Genomic DNA, 16,239 nt, shown 5'->3' on the forward strand with positions numbered 1-16,239 from the left:
GCCTGAGCGCGAGTAAAACGTGCGATGAATTCGAGCCAGCCAGACCCGACCTGCCCGGTTCATCCCCCTGAGGCCCTGTACGGAGTCCTGGGCCATCCTGTCGGCCATTCCCTGAGCCCGATTCTGCATTCCTGGGCCCTGGCTGAGCTGGGTTCCCCTGGGGCATATATGCGCTGGGACATCCGGCCGGTAGCCTTAGATGCCTTTATGCTGGCCGTGCGGACCCTGCCTGTTCACGGGGCGAGTGTCACCCTGCCCTACAAGCAACGGATCATCCCCTACCTGGACCATTTGACCCCGGAGGCCAAAGGCATCAGGGCGGTGAACACCCTGTTCTGGGAGCGGGGCGCTTTGTGGGGGGATAATACGGATTGCCTGGGCATCCTGCGCCCTCTCAAAGAGCGGGGGATCCGTCCGGACACGGCTCTGGTCCTTGGGGCCGGGGGAGCGGCTTTGGCCGCTGTCCGGGCGCTGCGCAGGCTGGGCTGTCCGGGGATCAGGGTGGCCGCGCGGGACCAGAAGAAGGCAGCAGAGGTGTTTCCGGAGCTTGTGTGTGTGCCCTGGGAGGAACTGGGGACCCAGACTCCGGATCTGGTGCTGAACACAACCCCACTGGGCATGAGAGGAGATTTGGAAGGCCTGTCGCCGTGGCCGGATCCAGAGGGCCTTTTGGGCGTGGGCTGTGTCTTTGACCTGGTGTACACCCCACTGGAAACCAAGCTTTTGCAGGAGGCCCGGGCCGCCGGCTGCCGAACCGTCAGCGGTCTGGAGATGTTCGTCCACCAGGCCCTGGGCCAGACACAACGCTGGATCGGCCGGGGCTTTGACCCCGGCAGGGCACTGTCCCTGCTGACCGGCTGCCTGCAGTAGAGCAGCCCCGGGGGATGGACTCAGGGGGGCGGCATACCCTTCTGTCTCTAAGAGCCACTTTCTGGGGTTAAGAGCCCGAGCTTCGCGACTTTAAAGGAAGGGGGCGCCCCCGGCAGCGGTCGATCCTTAGCGGGTATAGATGGTCAGGGTGTCCCCGGGATGGATGATGTCCCGGGAGGAGAGCTTGTTCCAGTCCATGATCTTGTCCGGACTGACCCCGAATTTTCTGGCAATGGACCAGACGTTGTCTCCTTTTTGGACTTGATAATCGACCCTGGCCTGTCTGGCGGTTCTCTGGGTTGTGACCTGCTGGGCATGGGTGATGTCCGGGATATACAGCTTGGTGCCCACCTTGAGCGGGTCCTGTTTGGTCAGCCCGTTGGCCTGGACCAGGGTGGACAGGCTGAGCTCAAACTTGCGGGCGATGCCCCAGAGGGTATCCCCGGACTTGACCGAGTAATTGGCCCGCTTGGTGGCGATGCGTCTGGTCCCGGCCCGGCCGGGAAGCTGTATCTTCTGGCCGACTGAGAGGTGTTGGGCGTTGAGCTTCGGGTTGGTCCGGCGCAGGGACTGGACTGAAATGTCCATGCTTCTGGCTATGCTCCACAGGGTATCGCCGGAACGAACAATATACGTTGATCCGGAGCCAGAGTACGAACCTGTGCCTGCAGGCTGCTCCTGGCCGGGGACCAGGACCCACTGGCCGGGCTGAAGGGTGTTTGAGGACGTCTGATTGAAATCCTTGAGGGCGGATAAGGGGACGTCAAAGCGTTTGGAGAGCTTCCACCAGGAGTCGCCGGGACGGATCCGGTACCGGTGGACGCCTTTGGAGGCCGTGTGGCGGGTGGAGTTCAGGAACTGTTTGGCTGTCGCGATTTTGGTCTGGGGCAGATACACCCGGGCCTTTCCGTTCGGAGGGGCTGCTGAGCGCAGGAAACGGGGGTTGTAGGTCCGGAATTTTTTCCAGCTCAGGCCCACTGCTTCGGCCAGGGCCACAAGATCGGTCCCCGGCTGAACCTGGATTGATGCCGGTTGGGCCGGTGCATCCCAATTCAGGGGTTCAAAGTCCAATGTCTCCAGGTTGCGGACTATCTTCAGCACGGCCAGAAACTTGGGCACATAGCGGCAGGTTTCGTTGTGCAGGGCCTTGGACGAGGCCAGGTCGAAATAGTCCGAAGCCCCGCTGCGCCGCATGGCCTGGGAAACATGTCCGCCCCCGGCGTTGTATGCGGCCAGAACCAGATACCAGTCCCCAAAGCGCTTATAGAGCTGCTTGAGATATTTTGCCGCGGCCACAGTCGCCTTGTACGGGTCCCTGCGTTCATCCACCCACCAATTCGCTTTCAGGCCGAACATGCGTCCGGTGGCCGGCATGAACTGCCACATGCCGGCTGCCCCGGCATGGGAATAGGCCAGAGGATCGAATCCGCTTTCGGCAAAGGGGAGAAAAACCAAGTCCTGGGGAAGTCCGCGCTCTGTAAATACCTTGCGTATATATGGGAGGTAATGTTCGGCCCGCTTCAGCCAGCGCTGAAAGACATGGTGTTTGGTCTTTGAGTAATAGACGAAGTAGTCGTGAAGGATATCGGTTTCCCGGATGTCCAGTTCAAAGGTGATCTCCGCCTCGCTGTGCAGGGCTTTGCGCTGCTCAGGCGTCAGCTCCTTTTCTTCGGCTTTGACCTGGGGAGAACCGGTAACCTCTTGGTCCAGAGGCTGGCCGAGATCCGGCCCGGGAGCCGGGATGTTCAGGTGCGCTCCCTGGGACCGCGAATCGGTCTGATCAGCTTCGGACCGGGACTTGTCCTGATGGGAGGTGCTGGCTTGGTCTGCTGTTTCGGGGCCGGATTCCCCGGGGCCGACATGGGCGCATCCAGCAAGGAAGACGGCAAAAAGACAGCAGCAAAGGATACAGCGCATACAGACTTTCCTTCAAGGAGCTTGGTTTTTATGATGGATGACCACGGGTTTCACATTTTCGGCAGGCAGGCGGTGATGGAAGCCCTGCATCGGGCCCCGGAGACCCTGGAGGCAGTCCTGATCCAGGAAAACCGGAAAAAGGACGTCCAGCCGGTTCTCGCCTTGTGTCGAGAGGCCGGGGTCAAGTTCCAGTTCGTTCCCAAGTCCAAGCTGGACGGCCTGAGCAAAGGGGCGCATCAGGGATACGGGGCGAAATGTTTTCAACCGGGATTCGTTTCCTCCCTGGAGCTGATCGAGTCGGCCCCCAAAGCACGGCTCCCGGTGATTGTAGCCCTGGACCAAGTCCAGGACAGCGGAAACGTGGGGACGTTGGCCCGGAGCGTCTATGCCCTGGGCGGATGCGGCCTGGCCCTTATGCGCCACAGGGGGGCATCGTTGGGGCAACGGGCACATAAGGCGGCTTCCGGGGCACTGTCCATGCTCCCTATTGCCCGGATTACAAACATGGCAAGATTCCTCGCGACTTGTCAAGACCGAAATATCGGGACCTACTATGCGGGCACGGATGAACGCTGCCGGAGCATTTTCGCCACCGAGATCATATGGCCGGCGGTGCTGGTCCTGGGCAATGAAGAGAAAGGGGTCCGGCCCCTGGTGGCCAAATCCTGCACGGCCGGGGTGACCCTGCCCATGTCCGGGGCCTTTGACTCGTTAAATGTTGCCCAGGCCGGGAGCATGCTGCTGGCCGAGTTCCTGCGGCAGCATCTGGCCCAGCAGGAGTCGTGAAGGTAAAGGGAAAGAAGGCAGCGGCCTCAATTTAAGTCCCGGGCTCCAAAGATGGAAGTCCCTATGCGAAGCAGGGTGGCTCCTTCTTCCACGGCTGCCGGGTAATCACCGCTCATGCCCATGGACAGATGAGGAAGGGCGTGCCCCAGTTCGTTTTCCAGCTGAGAGCGGAGCTGAGCCAATCGGCGGAAGAAAGGCCTGGCCCGCTCCTGATCGTCGAAAAAGGGGGGCATGCACATCAGGCCCTGGATGTCAAGGCCGGGCAGGGCATCGATCTCCCGGGAGGCGGGGATGAGATCCGCCTCCGGGATCCCGCCTTTCTGGTCTTCCCCGGCCAGGTTGACCTGCAAAAGGACTGCCTGGACCACGGAATGCTTTGCACAGTTATGGTCCAGGGCCTGGGCGGTCTTCACCCGGTCCAGGGAGTGGATGAGGTGGAATCGGCCGGGGAGGAACTTGGCCTTATTGGATTGCAGGCGGCCGATGAAGTGCCAGCGCATATTGAGGTCAGCGAGCTCCTCCTGTTTGTCCAGGGCTTCCTGAACGTAGTTTTCGCCGAAATCCAGATGTCCGGCCTGGGCCAGGACTCGCACGGACCGGGCCGGATGTGTCTTGGACACGGCGACAAGGGTAATCTCCTCCGGATTGCGTCCGCAGTTCCGCGCACTTTGGACTATTCTGCCGCGGATGTTTTCCCAGCGGTCGATGATGTCCTTTGCAGCGTCCATAGCTCCTCCGAGTGCAGTGTCTGCATGTCCGGGTGCGTCCCGGGCGTGCAGGATATCGCTTTCCCGAAAGTGGGTTCCTCTCAGCCAGTGAGTTCGGGGAGAAACTGGAGGACGAAATTGCGGTCTTCCGTCCATCTCGGCTTGACCTTGACCCACAGCTGAAGATGGATATGCATGTCCGCAAGATCTTCCAGTTCCTCCCTGGCCTGCTGGCCCACCTGCTTGAGCCGTTGCCCCCGCTGCCCGATGACAATGCCTTTATGGCTCTGTTTAGGGACGTAGATGACGGCGTGGATGGTGACCAGGTCCCGGGCGGGATCCTGGTCCCACATCTCAATCCCGACCGCCAGGGAGTAGGGAAGCTCCCGTTCAAGGCTGAAAAACAGCTTTTCCCGGATGATTTCCGAGGCCAAAAACCGCATGGGCAGGGTGGAGAGCTGGTCATCGGGAAACATGGCCGGCCCTTCGGGAAGCAGGGGGGGGATTTGGGACAAAAGATGCTCAGTGTTGTCCCGGGCGGAGGCAGACACGGGGATGATCTCTGCGCCGGGGAAGAGACGGCTCAACTGATCGATAATGGGCACAACAGCATTGCGGTTCTTGAGCAGATCGATCTTGTTGACTGCAATCAGGAGGGGGATGCCCAATCCAGAGATCCTGGAGCGCATCAACTCCAGCTCGGAAAGGAAGCGGTCCGGTTTGGTTGCGGCCAGGAAAACGTCGCAGACCAGGATGGCCAGGTCTGCACCGGACAGGGCTTGCCAGGCCACCTGGACCACCAGAGAGTTCATTCTGGAGGCCGGCTTGTGAATGCCCGGCGTGTCCAGAAATACAATCTGCAAGCCGGGGCGGGTCAGGATGCCGCTGATTTGGTTGCGGGTGGTCTGCGGCTTGGGGGTGACAATGGCCAGCTTGTGGCCCAAAAAGGCGTTCAGCAAAGAGGACTTCCCGGCATTCGGGGGGCCGATAATGGCCACGAATCCACTTTTGCCCATATTTTCAGGTTGTTGCATAATGGCTCAGTAAGAACACAGCGGTGTACTGTTTGGCTGGTGGACTGGAGATGGAAAAGTTTTTAGTAAATATATCAGCTATGTCAATTGGTTATAGAAAAGGTTGCGCTCGATACGCGAAGAACGTATAGCCCCGGGTATTATGAGTAAAGATTTAATAATCGTCGAGTCCCCGGCCAAAGTCAAGACCATCTCCAAGTTCTTGGGACGGGACTATCTGGTGGAGGCCTCGGTCGGCCATGTGCGGGATCTGCCCGGCAACAAGCTGGGGGTGGATGAAGACAACGACTTCAGGCCTCAGTATCAGGTCCTGTCCGGAAAACAAAAGGTGGTCAGCAAGCTGAGAAAGGCTGCGAACCAGGCCGAGCAGGTCTTTCTTGCCCCGGACCCGGACCGGGAGGGGGAGGCTATCGCCTGGCACGTGGCCGAGTTGATCAAGTCGGCGAACTCCAACATCCACCGCATCCAGTTCAACGAGATCACCGCCGGTGCGGTCAGGGACGCCCTCAAGCATCCCAGGCAGCTGGACGATCGTCTGTTTCAGTCCCAGCAGGCCAGACGGATTCTGGATCGTCTGGTGGGATACAAGATTTCCCCGCTGCTCTGGCAAAAAGTCAAGCGGGGCATCTCTGCGGGCCGGGTCCAGTCAGTGGCCCTGCGCCTGATAGTGGAGCGGGAAAAAGAGCGCCAGGCCTTTGTTCCTGAAGAGTACTGGGTGTTTAAGGCCAGCCTTCGAGCTGAGACACTGCCCGAATTTGAGGCTGAGCTGTGGAAGATCAACGGCGCGAAGGCCAAGGTCGGCACTCAGGAGCAGGCTGAGGATCTGGCCGCCAAGGTGTCCGCTGCTTCGTTTCAAGTCCAGGAGATCAAGGAGAAGGAGCGGAGCAAGCAGCCCAAACCCCCGTTCATCACCTCCAGCCTGCAGCAGGAGGCCAGCAACAGACATAACTTTTCGGCCAAGCAAACCATGGCTCTGGCCCAGCAGCTCTACGAAGGGGTCGACTTGGGGTCCAGGGGAACCACCGCCCTGATTACCTACATGCGGACCGACTCGGTGCGGATCTCCAAGGAGGCCAGAGACGGGGCCAAGGAATGGATACTTTCCAATATGGGCCAGGACTATTATCCGCCCAAGCCCCGGACCTTCAAGAGCAAGGGGTCGGCGCAGGACGCCCACGAAGCCATCCGGCCGGTCGATGTATCCATCCACCCGGACCAGGTCCGGTCCTATCTGACCCGGCAGCAGTATCAGCTCTACAAGCTTATCTGGCTCAGATTCATGGCTTCCCAGATGGCGGCGGCCAAGTTCTGGGACACGACAGTTACTGTCCGGGCCGAAAACACCCTGTGGCGGGCCAAGGGAGAACGCCTTACCTTTCCCGGGTTCATGAGCCTGTATGTCCCGGAAGACCAGAAGAAGGAGGTCCAGCTTCCGCCTATGACTGAAGGCGAGGAGCTCTCCCTGCAGAAGCTGTCCAAGGAGCAAAAGTTCACCCAGCCTCCGAACAGGTTCACCGAGGCCTCCCTGGTCCGCAAGCTGGAAGACGAGGGTATCGGCCGGCCGTCCACCTATGCCCAGATCATCAGCACCCTTCGGGACAGGGACTATGTTCGGATGGAAGGCAGGCAGTTCCTCCCCACGGAACTGGGCTATACAGTCAATGACCTGTTGGTGGCCCATTTCTCCCAGCTCATGGACGTGGGGTTCACCGCCCAGATGGAGAATCAGCTGGATCAGGTGGCCACCGGGGAGCAGGATTGGCTTGCCCTCCTCCGCCGGTTTACTCAGGATTTCAATCCCACCCTGGACAAGGCCAAGCAGGAGATGTCCGAAGTCAAGTCCGGGATTCCGACGGAGGTGACCTGCGAGAAGTGCGGGCGGCCCATGGTGATCAAGTTCGGCAAGAACGGGGAGTTTCTGGCCTGCAGCGGGTATCCGGAATGTACCAACACCTCGAACTTTGCCCGGGACGAGCAAGGGGCAATCCAGCTGGTCGCGCCGCCCCCTCAAGAGCAGACCAAAGTGGGCACCTGCCCCAAGTGCGGCTCTGACCTGGTGCTCAAAAAGGCCCGGACCGGGAGCCGGTTCATTGCCTGCTCCAGCTACCCAAAATGCAAGTACGCCCAGCCTTTCGGGACCGGTGTGCCGTGTCCCCAGGAAGACTGCCCCGGGGAGCTGGTGGAAAAGAGCTCCAAGCGGGGCAAGGTGTTCTACGCCTGCGATCAGTACCCCAAATGTTCCTATGCGGTCTGGGATTATCCGGTGCAGGAGCCCTGCCCCAAATGCGAGAGCCCGATCCTGGTCCGGAAAACGACCAAGGCCCGGGGCGAGCACTTGGCCTGCCCCAATCGGAGCTGCTCCTACTGGCGGAAGCTGGAAGATGACGCTGAGGGACAGGCTTCAGAAGATGGGGAGGCGGACTCCGGGGATGGAGAAGGGAAAAAGGCCGCGGGCCGCACTTCCTGAGCAGAAAGGCCCAAGGCCGGTAGAGGGGGGCGGGGTATATGAAGCCAGGTCAGCGAGGTCCGGGCACTGGGAGCTTGTGTCTGCCTCGATTTCCGGGTGCCGGGCCTGGGGCACACTCCATCATCGCGGGGCGTCCTGGTCCCGCAGACCCAGAAAATAGAGGATGCCGTCCAGCCCCACATTGCTGATGGACTGCTTGGCCCCCTGCCGGACCAAGGGCTTGGCGTGAAAGGCTATGCCCAGACCGGCGGCGTTGAGCATAGGCAGATCGTTTGCCCCGTCCCCCACTGCGACGACCTGATGCATGTTCAGGCCCTTGGAATCCGCGAGGCGCTGCAGGAGCTCAGCCTTGCGCGGGCCATCCACGATCTCTCCCTTCAGCCTCCCGGTGAGCCGCCCGGCTTCCATCTCCAGCTCATTGGCGAAGACGTAATCCAGGCCCAGCTGCTGCTGGAGGTAGGAGCCGAAATAGGTAAATCCTCCGGAAATGACCGCAACGGTGTAGCCCAGGCGCTTGAGGCTGGAGATGAGCCTGGATGCACCCTGGGCCAGGGGCATGCGCTGGGCCACCTGGTCCAGGATCGCAACATCCAAGCCCTTGAGCAGGGAGACCCGTTCCCGCAGGCTGGTTTGAAAGTCGAGCTCTCCCTGCATGGCTTTGGCGGTTATGGCTGAGACCTCCTCCCCCACCCCGGCTTCCCTGGCCAGCTCGTCAATCACCTCGGTCTGGATCAGAGTGGAGTCCATGTCAAAGGCAATAAGCCGACGCTGGCGACGGAATGGGCTCTCCTCCTGCAAAGCCAGATCTATGCCGTCCTGGTGGGAGAGATGCAATAGCGCGTTGCGCACCATATGCATGTCCAGGGGATGGCCGTGGAGGACGAACTCTATGCAGGCCATGCTCGGGTGGACCGTCCCCCGGGGCGAGTCCAGATAGGACAGCCGCTGCATGGATACGATGTCCAGCCCGTGCTCGGAGACCAGCTCGGCCACTTGATGGATATGCAGTGCACTGATGCGGTGGCTGAGGAGGGTGATGATGCTTTTCGAGCCTTCCTGGGCCTGGACCCACCGTTCGTAGTCCTCCTGGGAGATCTTGCCGAATTCAAGGTGCAGGCTGTGGGTCTTGGCGGTTTGGAGCAGGGCTGCAAACAGGTCGTCCGGATACCCCGGGGGATGAAGTTCAATGAGCAGGGCCATGCTCAGCCAGTCGTGGATAACCGCCTCGGAGATGTCCAGGATGTGCGCCTTGTACTGGCTCAAGGTCCGGGTGATGTTCTGGACCAGGCTGGTTTGGTTCGGGCCGCTCAGGGAAATGGAATACAGTTGTCCTGACATGGCATTTGCTATGGTTTGGGTCCGCAAAGAGGGTGTATTTTCATCTCGCACTTGATCGATCCGCCGGCAAAGATGCTGTTTTCCGTTCCCTTCCACGCCGGGGAAAGAGCGGCCGGACAGGGGACTGGTCCACAAACCCGGGTTTTACGGTAACGGGGCGCTTTCATTCGTGTACGCGGCTTGAGTCTGCCAGGTCGCAGACAGCTGCTTTGAGCCGATCCAGGGCCTGGACCAGGCTCCTGTCGTCCAGGGCATAAGAAATGCGCACGCAGCGGTCGTCGCCAAAGGCACCTCCAGGGACCAGGGCTACCTTGGCCTTTTCCAGCAGAAAAGTGCAAAGGGCGGTGGAGTCCGGGATCACTGGGGAGTACAGTGTGTCCATGCGGGGGAAAAGGTAAAAGGCACCGTCCGGCTCGGGGCAGGAGATGCCGGGCCAGGAGGCGATGTGCTCCAAGGCCAGGTCGCGCCGTCTTTGAAACACCTCCCGCTGCTCCTGGAGGAAGTCTGTGGGGCCTTGAAGTGCTGCCACTGCCGCTTTTTGGACCAAGACGCAGACATTGGAGGTGCTTTGCCCCTGGATGGTGCTCAGCTTGGCGATCAGGTCCGGATGGGCCAGAACATAGCCCATGCGCCATCCGGTCATGGCGAAGGACTTGGACAGCCCGTTGCAGACAGCTACGTGCATCGGGTGTTTTTGAAGCCATTTCCCGGCCGTTGCCGGTTCAGCCGGGGGATAGACCAGCTGGTCATAGATCTCGTCGGATATGACAAAGACATCATTGTCCACGGCCCAGGATATGATGTCATCGATTTCGGCCTGGGTGTAATGGCTTCCGGTGGGGTTGGAGGGTGTGTTCAGAACCAGGATGCGGGTCCTGTCGGTGAGCAGGGGCTGGAGGTCCGAGGGCGTTATCCGAAAGTTCCGGTCCGGGCTGGACGGGACCACAACCGGGTTACCTTGGGCCAAGGCGACCATATCCGGATAGCTGACCCAATAGGGGGCGGGAATGAGCACCTCGTCCCCGGGGTCCAACAGGCACTGAAAGAGGCTGTACAGGCCTTGTTTGCCTCCATTGGTGGCAATGGTCATGTTGGGTGTGAGGGTGTGTCCGTACTGTTTTGAGCAATAGCCGGCCACGGCCTGGCGGAGCTCGGGCAGCCCGGGAACCGGGGTGTAACGGACAAACCCCTGGTCTATGGCATCTTTGGCTGCCTGCAGCACGTGCTTGGGGGGCTGAAAATCAGGCTCGCCCGCGGCCAGGCTGATGATTTCCTGCCCCTGGGCCTTGAGCTCAGCCGCCTTGGCGTTGATGCTCAAGGTGGCTGAAGGCTTGACTGCGAGGATTCGTTGGGACAAATGCATACCACCCATCTCCTATGATCGCTGACACTGAACGGAATATGCCTCGTAAACTCCGTGGCCCGATCCGGATTGTGGATCCGGCCAACCGGGCGCGGAAGGCAAAGCTGTATTGTCTCCCCCTGCAACCCGATAGCATACGTGCATATGCGATTTCAGGCAACAAATCCAGTCCCGGTTTGCCAGACAGAAGCGCATGTGCTACAGCCCCTGTCCACCTCATCGCCGGAACCATACGGAGGGACCATGGCTTGGATACTGCTGTTTTTTGTCGCCGGCATTGCGCTGGGCAGCCTCTTGGGGCATAAACACCGATTCATGCGCAGCATAGGGAGGCTGAGCGAGGGCCTGGTCCTCCTCCTTTTGTTTCTTTTGGGTGCGGTCATAGGCTCAAATGATCAAGTCATGGGCCATCTCTGGGGATTGGGTTGGAACGCGCTTATCCTGGCCGCAGGATCCATCCTGGGCAGCCTGATCCTGTCCAAGCCCGTGGAGCATCTCTTGCCTGGAGATATCCATGAAGGGTAGCCTCATTCTCCTTGGTGCCTTTGCTTTGGGGATTGTCAGCGGGTGGAGCCGGGTGTTGCCCGCGGATTTTCTGCAGGCCGGGCATGAACTGTATGTCCTGTTTGCCCTGCTGGTCTGTGTGGGGATGGGGATTGGAGCGGACAGGCGCTCGGTTCGAAGTCTGCTGCGGATGAATCTCCCCGGGCTGTTCCTTCCGGCTGCTGTGGTGGCCGGCTCCCTGCTCGGAGCGGGGGGCGTGGCCCTGGCCTGCGGCATCGCCACCCTCAGGGAGGGACTGGCTGTAGGGGCTGGGTTTGGGTACTACAGCCTGTCAAGCATCCTGATTACCCAGCTGCACGGGGAAGAGCTGGGGGTCATCGCTTTGTTGTCCAATGTGTTCAGGGAGGTCCTCACCCTGGCCTTGGCCCCGGCCATATTCAGGCTGTGGGGTCCATTGGCCCCGATAGCCTGCGCAGGGGCGACCTCAATGGATACCACTCTGCCGGTTATTCACCGGCTGGTTGGGACCAGGCTCTCCCTGCTCTCCGTGATCAACGGCATCGTCCTCACCCTCCTGGTGCCGGTCCTGGTTCCCCTGCTCTTGGCCTGAGGGGGGTGTCTTCGAGGGCATCGCTGCCCTGGACGAGGTAACCGAATCGGGCTGGAGAGGGCCGGAAAGGAGCGAGTGGCGGATGTCCAGCAGCTCCGTGTGGATGTCCGCGAGCATGTCCAACCAGTGGCTGTCCTGGTCCAGCTTGCGCCGGGCCCCGTCGATGGTCAGCCCGTGCTCGTACAGGAGGGTCTTGATTCGGCCGATGAGGCGCAAATGGTCGTCTGTGTACAACCGCTGGCCCTTGGGGGTTCGGATCGGGCGCAACTGGGGGAACTCTGTTTCCCAAAAGCGGAGAACGTAGGGCTCAAGGCCCAGAAGCTGGGCTGCGTACCCGATCTTGTAGGTCCGTTCCCCCCGGCTGGCCATGTCCGTCCCTCAGGTCGACGGAAATCGCAAAGGCAGGCGAGTGGTCAATGCCTGTCCCAGGGCGTTGTGTTCAGCGTCTACTTCCTTGTCCGTCAGGGTCTTGGCCGGGTGCCGATAGCGCAGGCGCAAGGTCAGATTTCGTTCTAGCTGCTCTGGCGGCTGATACAGGTCGATGAGTCGCACGTCCTCCAAGTGGCCCTTTTCGGCCTCGGACCTGATCAGGTCCTGGATTTGTTCAAAGCCGACATCCGGTCCGGCTATCAGGGTCATGTCCCGGTGCACAGGAGGAAACTTGGGCCACGGGCGATAGACGGTTTGCTGCCGTGCATACCTGTCGGCCAAACGATCCATGTCCAGTTCGGCCAGCCAGATCGGAGAACGGGCGTGGGCCGCTTTGGCCAGGTGAGGCTGTACACGGCCGAGAAAACCGATTTCTTCCCCGTTTTGCTGGATGACCACCCCGGGGGAAAGGAAGCAGTGCCCGGTCTGGCGAACAAATCGACATCTCTGCAGACCGAAGCTGTACATCAGGTTCTCTACAACGCCCTTGAGGTCCTGGTAGTCGGCCTCATCCGGCTCAAAGGGCCAGGTATGAGGATGTCTGTGACCGGTCAGCACAAGGCCCAGGCGGGTATGCTCCTGGACCGTGGTTTCGGACTCCGGCTGGGAGGTAAAGACCCTGGCCACCTCGAAAAGACGGCAGCTGGCTGCCCCTTGGTCGGCATTGGTCCGGATGCTGCGCAGCAAGCCGGGGGTGAGGACCGTACGAAGTGTGTTCTGATCTGCACTTAAGGGGTTGTGCACCAAGACCCGGTCGGCTTCGGGCAGGCCCAACTGGTCCAGTTCTTTGCCTCCGACAAAGCTGTAGGTGATCACTTCGGTCAGCCCCAGGCCCTGGGCCCAGGCCTTGACCCTGGTCAAAAACTCGTAGCCGGCCATGCCCTGTTCCGGGGCTGGACCGGGGTGCAGGGGCTTGTTGATCCGAGGTAGGGTGGCCGGGATGGATTCCATTCCATACACGCGGCCGACCTCTTCGATCAGATCAACTTCCCTCTCCAGATCCTGGCGGTAGGAGGGCGGGGTAACCTGCCATTCCGAGTCTTCCTCCTGTACCTGGCACCCGAGCCTGGTCAGGGTCTGCCGGCAGAAGGAATCGTCCACATCCAGGGCTAAAAGATCGCGTGAACGCTGGGGACGAAAAGGGACCTGTACAGGCTGCCAAGGCCTTGGTTCGGATCGGACGCGATCCTGGAGGATTCGTCCCCCTGCCAGGGAGCTGATGAGCTGTGCGGCCCGTTCCAGGGCCAGAGAAGAGCCGGGCTGATCAACACCCCGTTCAAAGCGGTAGGCGGACTCACTGGACAAGCCGAGCCGTCGGCCGGTCTTGCGCACTGTCGGGGGATCAAACACCGCGGATTCCAGGACAAGGGATGTGCTGGATTCGGTGATTTCACTGTTGGCCCCGCCCATGACCCCAGCCAGAGCAATCGGCCGGTTGGCGTCCCAGATCAAAAGGTCCTCATCAGTCAGGGTTCTGTCCTGGCCGTCCAGGGTCTGAAAGGAGTGTTCCGGCTTAGCCCTGGCCACCCGGATCTTGCCGCCCTCCACCTTGCTGCGGTCAAAGGCGTGCAGGGGCTGTCCGAGTTCGAGCATGACGTAGTTGGTCACGTCCACGATATTGTTGATGGGCCGAACCCCCATGCCCATCAGCCGCCAGCGCAACCAGTCCGGACTGGTCCCCAGGGAGATATCCTCGATTACCCTGGCCTGATACAGGGGACAGAGTTTTGGATCGTCGATGTGCACCTCCAGGCTGGCAGAGGCGGATTGCTTATCCTCCTGCAGGCTTATGGAGGGCATGTGCAGGGGCAGTCCACAGGCTGCTGCCACCTCCCTGGCCACGCCCAGCACGCTTAAGCAGTCGGCCCGGTTGGGGGTAATGCCCAGGTCGAACACCGCTCCATCCAGGCTCAGGGCCTGGGGCAGTGCTGTCCCGGGAGCCACCCCGGGGGGGAGGAGCTTGATCCCGCTGTGGTCCTCCCCAAGCCCCATCTCCTGTTCGGAAAGGATCATGCCTGCGGATTCCTGCCCCCGGATCCGGACTTTTTGTATCATGTTCCCGTCGGGGAGGGTGGCCCCTACCGGGGCCACGGCCACGTTTTGGTCCGCAGCAATATTCGGAGCCCCGCAGACGATGTCTCTGATCCGGCCCTCTCCGAGGTCCAGGGAGCACAGGTGCAAGGAATCGGCATGTGGATGGGGGGTGCAGGATGTGACCCGGCCGACCAGGAAGTCGTCCAGATGGGCGAAAGGATGGCGTATTTCCTCGACTTCAAGGCCGAGCATGGTCAGCAGATGGGCCAGATCGTCAATCGAGCCGGTGTACGGCGTAAATTCGGTGAGCCAGGTGATGCTCAGAAGCATGGATATGTATTCTCCCTCGTCCGCGCTTCAGCTACAGGGTCCGGGGCGGCCCCTGAAACTGATGCAAAAAGCGCAGGTCGTTCTCAAAAAACAGGCGCAGGTCGTCTATTCCGTATTTCAGCATGGCTACCCGTTCGACTCCGAGTCCAAAAGCGAAGCCGGTGTACGCCTCCGGGTCGTAGCCGACCGCGGTAAAGACCGCCGGGTCGATCATCCCGCAGCCCAGGATCTCCACCCATCCGGTCTGCTTGCACACCCTGCACGGCTCATTGCCTGTCTGCCCCGATCCACCGCAGATGACGCAGCTTATATCAACTTCCGCGCTCGGTTCGGTGAAGGGAAAGAAGCTGGGACGGAAGCGGACCCTGGTCTGGGAATCGAATATGTGGTGGACAAAATACGTCAAGGTCCCCCGCAGGTCGGCCATGCTGACCTGGGTATCGACCAGGAAGCCTTCTATCTGGTGGAACATCGGGGAATGGGTCAGGTCTGCATCCCGGCGATAGACCTTGCCGGGCGCTACTGCAGCCAGCGGGGGCATTCCTGCGCGCATTGTCCGGATCTGGAGCGGAGAGGTGTGGGTGCGCAGGACGATGCTGTCCGAGATATACAGGGTGTCCTGCATATCCCGCGCAGGATGGTCCTGAGGGATGTTTAAGGCCTCGAAGTTGTAAAAGTCGGTCTCCACCTCCGGACCGGCGACCACATCGAACCCGATTCGGGCGAAGACGGAACATATCTCGTCCTGGACCTGGGTGATGGGATGCACCCCTCCGATCCACGGCGTCCTGCCCGGAAGCGTGGGATCAAAGCCGGCTTCCTCATCCGCTTTGGCCTGCTGTTCAAGCCGATCCCTGGCTTCCTGCAGGGCCTGGGTCAGCTCGGTCTTGACCGCGTTGGCCTTTTGCCCGGCCTGAGGGCGGTCCTCGGCAGGGAGCGAGGGCAGCGAGGCCATATGGGCAGCGACTTTGCCCTTGCGGCCCAGATAGGCTATCCGGGCCTGCTCGATCTCGTCGACGGTCCGGGCGGTGCGTATGTCCTCGAGCCCTTCCTCCAGAAGCTGGTCCAAGACGTGAACAAAAGATGATCCGGAGATATCCACCTCAGTGTTCCTTTGCATTGACCATGTCCACCAGCTGGGCGAAGCCATCCTGATCAAAGACCGCCATGTCGGCGAGGACCTTGCGGTTTAGCTGTATGTCCTTGGTCCGCAGTCCGGACATGAGCCGGCTGTAGCTCATGCCGTTCTGCCTGGCGGCGGCATTGATCCGCATGATCCACAGTTTGCGGAACTCACGCTTTTTGCGCTTCCTGTCCCGATAGGCGTTGCACAAGGCGTGTTCAACCGTTTCCCGGGCGGTACGGAAGAGCTTGCTCCGTCCCCCGCGGTAGCCCTTGGCCATCTTCAGATATTTCTTATGCCGCTGATGAGCGGTCTTGCCTCGCTTTATGCGCATGATGCTTCTCCTTCACCCCTGGTGTTCATTTGATTCAACAGAAATACCGATCCAGGCGCACTGGTCCTAGACCAAGAGCTGGCGGCGAACAGCCGTGATATTGGCTGAATCCACTGCTGTCGATTTGCGCAGGTTCCGTTTCCGCTTGGGGCTCTTTTTGGTCAGTATATGGCTGTGATAGGCCCTTCTGCGCCGGATGGAACCGCTTCCGGTGACTTTGAACCGCTTGGCTGCTCCGCGATGGGACTTCATCTTGGGCATGTCGTATCTCCCTTACATTGCTCGGATGACGTTGGTGCAGGCTGCGGACCCGGGCCCGGCCCACATATATACATAAAAAAGGACGGACGCCTCCCTGCTTCCAGAGAGAGGTCACGTCCGGTACTGGCCTTT

Annotated in this window: 14 protein-coding genes and 1 pseudogene; 5 read left to right on the plus strand and 10 right to left on the minus strand. The window is 60.6% G+C overall.

Features of this window, described 5'->3' with window-relative positions; translation table 11 throughout:
* Positions 1–24 precede the first annotated feature (24 nt).
* Positions 25–870, plus strand: a complete 846-nt coding sequence (gene aroE / locus N902_RS17115) for a shikimate dehydrogenase (protein WP_051564450.1) — start codon at positions 25–27, stop codon at positions 868–870.
* A gap of 126 nt (positions 871–996) precedes the next feature.
* Here aroE and N902_RS0108485 read toward each other — a convergent pair whose 3' ends face one another.
* The gene (locus tag N902_RS0108485) at positions 997–2,787 is read right to left on the minus strand and encodes a lytic transglycosylase domain-containing protein (protein WP_051564451.1); all 1,791 of its coding nucleotides are present in this window, start codon (positions 2,785–2,787) and stop codon (positions 997–999) included.
* A gap of 30 nt (positions 2,788–2,817) precedes the next feature.
* Between N902_RS0108485 and N902_RS19670 the strand changes: the two genes are divergently transcribed.
* The gene (locus N902_RS19670) at positions 2,818–3,573 is read left to right on the plus strand and encodes a TrmH family RNA methyltransferase (RefSeq protein WP_051564452.1); all 756 of its coding nucleotides are present in this window, start codon (positions 2,818–2,820) and stop codon (positions 3,571–3,573) included.
* Between the two features lie 26 nt (positions 3,574–3,599).
* Here the strand turns inward: N902_RS19670 and N902_RS0108495 are convergent, their stop codons facing one another.
* Together N902_RS0108495 and era are read right to left on the minus strand one after the other, a co-directional pair.
* On the minus strand, positions 3,600–4,301 hold the full coding sequence (locus N902_RS0108495) for a YggS family pyridoxal phosphate-dependent enzyme (RefSeq protein ID WP_027370593.1): 702 nt from the start codon (positions 4,299–4,301) through the stop codon (positions 3,600–3,602).
* Positions 4,302–4,381: 80 nt separating this feature from the next.
* Positions 4,382–5,314: a GTPase Era gene (gene era, locus N902_RS0108500; RefSeq protein ID WP_027370594.1), complete on the minus strand. Its 933-nt coding sequence runs from the start codon at positions 5,312–5,314 to the stop codon at positions 4,382–4,384.
* Positions 5,315–5,456: 142 nt separating this feature from the next.
* On the opposite strand from era, the gene topA reads away from it, so the two are divergent.
* The gene (gene topA, locus N902_RS17120) at positions 5,457–7,781 is read left to right on the plus strand and encodes a type I DNA topoisomerase (RefSeq protein ID WP_051564453.1); all 2,325 of its coding nucleotides are present in this window, start codon (positions 5,457–5,459) and stop codon (positions 7,779–7,781) included.
* 120 nt (positions 7,782–7,901) lie between these two features.
* Here the strand turns inward: topA and serB are convergent, their stop codons facing one another.
* On the minus strand, positions 7,902–9,119 hold the full coding sequence (gene serB, locus N902_RS0108510) for a phosphoserine phosphatase SerB (protein ID WP_034622367.1): 1,218 nt from the start codon (positions 9,117–9,119) through the stop codon (positions 7,902–7,904).
* 163 nt (positions 9,120–9,282) lie between these two features.
* On the minus strand, positions 9,283–10,482 hold the full coding sequence (locus N902_RS17125) for a pyridoxal phosphate-dependent aminotransferase (protein ID WP_051564454.1): 1,200 nt from the start codon (positions 10,480–10,482) through the stop codon (positions 9,283–9,285).
* A 243-nt stretch (positions 10,483–10,725) separates the two neighbouring features.
* Between N902_RS17125 and N902_RS0108520 the strand changes: the two genes are divergently transcribed.
* On the plus strand, positions 10,726–11,007 hold the full coding sequence (locus N902_RS0108520; protein WP_027370596.1) for a LysO family transporter: 282 nt from the start codon (positions 10,726–10,728) through the stop codon (positions 11,005–11,007).
* Positions 10,997–11,527, plus strand: a pseudogene (locus N902_RS20365) (LysO family transporter); the annotation flags it as partial. The gene N902_RS0108520 and the pseudogene N902_RS20365, both read left to right, overlap by 11 nt.
* On the opposite strand, the gene N902_RS20580 reads toward N902_RS20365, so the two are convergent.
* The 5 genes from N902_RS20580 to rpmI all read right to left on the minus strand — a co-directional run bounded on the left by N902_RS20580 (position 11,471) and on the right by rpmI (position 16,107).
* Positions 11,471–11,965 carry a MerR family transcriptional regulator gene (locus tag N902_RS20580; RefSeq protein ID WP_153304178.1) on the minus strand — a complete coding sequence of 165 codons (495 nt, stop codon included), beginning with the start codon at positions 11,963–11,965 and terminating at the stop codon, positions 11,471–11,473. The pseudogene N902_RS20365 and the gene N902_RS20580 sit on opposite strands and share 57 nt — an antisense overlap.
* A gap of 9 nt (positions 11,966–11,974) precedes the next feature.
* Positions 11,975–14,389 carry a phenylalanine--tRNA ligase subunit beta gene (gene pheT, locus N902_RS0108530; protein WP_027370598.1) on the minus strand — a complete coding sequence of 805 codons (2,415 nt, stop codon included), beginning with the start codon at positions 14,387–14,389 and terminating at the stop codon, positions 11,975–11,977.
* Positions 14,390–14,420: 31 nt separating this feature from the next.
* Entirely contained in the window at positions 14,421–15,509 is a 1,089-nt protein-coding gene (gene pheS / locus N902_RS0108535; RefSeq protein WP_051564455.1) for a phenylalanine--tRNA ligase subunit alpha, read from the minus strand.
* Positions 15,493–15,846: a 50S ribosomal protein L20 gene (rplT, locus tag N902_RS0108540; protein ID WP_027370600.1), complete on the minus strand. Its 354-nt coding sequence runs from the start codon at positions 15,844–15,846 to the stop codon at positions 15,493–15,495. The genes pheS and rplT overlap by 17 nt, the downstream gene beginning before the upstream one ends.
* A 66-nt stretch (positions 15,847–15,912) precedes the next feature.
* Positions 15,913–16,107, minus strand: coding sequence for a 50S ribosomal protein L35 (gene rpmI / locus N902_RS0108545; protein WP_027370601.1), 195 nt, complete (start codon positions 16,105–16,107; stop codon positions 15,913–15,915).
* Positions 16,108–16,239: the final 132 nt, after the last annotated feature.

Origin of the sequence: Desulfovermiculus halophilus DSM 18834 (genome assembly GCF_000620765.1) — a bacterium.
In the GTDB taxonomy this organism is placed as follows: Bacteria; Desulfobacterota; Desulfovibrionia; order Desulfovibrionales; family Desulfothermaceae; genus Desulfovermiculus; species Desulfovermiculus halophilus.

Bases quoted from the DNA above. Each gene is read 5' to 3' on its own strand.
- aroE (WP_051564450.1), top strand. From the start codon at position 25: ATGAATTCGAGCCAGCCAGACCCGACCTGCCCGGTTCATCCCCCTGAG.
- N902_RS0108485 (WP_051564451.1), bottom strand. From the start codon at position 2,787: ATGCGCTGTATCCTTTGCTGCTGTCTTTTTGCCGTCTTCCTTGCTGGA.
- N902_RS19670 (WP_051564452.1), top strand. From the start codon at position 2,818: ATGATGGATGACCACGGGTTTCACATTTTCGGCAGGCAGGCGGTGATG.
- N902_RS0108495 (WP_027370593.1), bottom strand. From the start codon at position 4,301: ATGGACGCTGCAAAGGACATCATCGACCGCTGGGAAAACATCCGCGGC.
- era (WP_027370594.1), bottom strand. From the start codon at position 5,314: ATGCAACAACCTGAAAATATGGGCAAAAGTGGATTCGTGGCCATTATC.
- topA (WP_051564453.1), top strand. From the start codon at position 5,457: ATGAGTAAAGATTTAATAATCGTCGAGTCCCCGGCCAAAGTCAAGACC.
- serB (WP_034622367.1), bottom strand. From the start codon at position 9,119: ATGTCAGGACAACTGTATTCCATTTCCCTGAGCGGCCCGAACCAAACC.
- N902_RS17125 (WP_051564454.1), bottom strand. From the start codon at position 10,482: ATGCATTTGTCCCAACGAATCCTCGCAGTCAAGCCTTCAGCCACCTTG.
- N902_RS0108520 (WP_027370596.1), top strand. From the start codon at position 10,726: ATGGCTTGGATACTGCTGTTTTTTGTCGCCGGCATTGCGCTGGGCAGC.
- N902_RS20580 (WP_153304178.1), bottom strand. From the start codon at position 11,965: ATGGCCAGCCGGGGGGAACGGACCTACAAGATCGGGTACGCAGCCCAG.
- pheT (WP_027370598.1), bottom strand. From the start codon at position 14,389: ATGCTTCTGAGCATCACCTGGCTCACCGAATTTACGCCGTACACCGGC.
- pheS (WP_051564455.1), bottom strand. From the start codon at position 15,509: ATGCAAAGGAACACTGAGGTGGATATCTCCGGATCATCTTTTGTTCAC.
- rplT (WP_027370600.1), bottom strand. From the start codon at position 15,846: ATGCGCATAAAGCGAGGCAAGACCGCTCATCAGCGGCATAAGAAATAT.
- rpmI (WP_027370601.1), bottom strand. From the start codon at position 16,107: ATGCCCAAGATGAAGTCCCATCGCGGAGCAGCCAAGCGGTTCAAAGTC.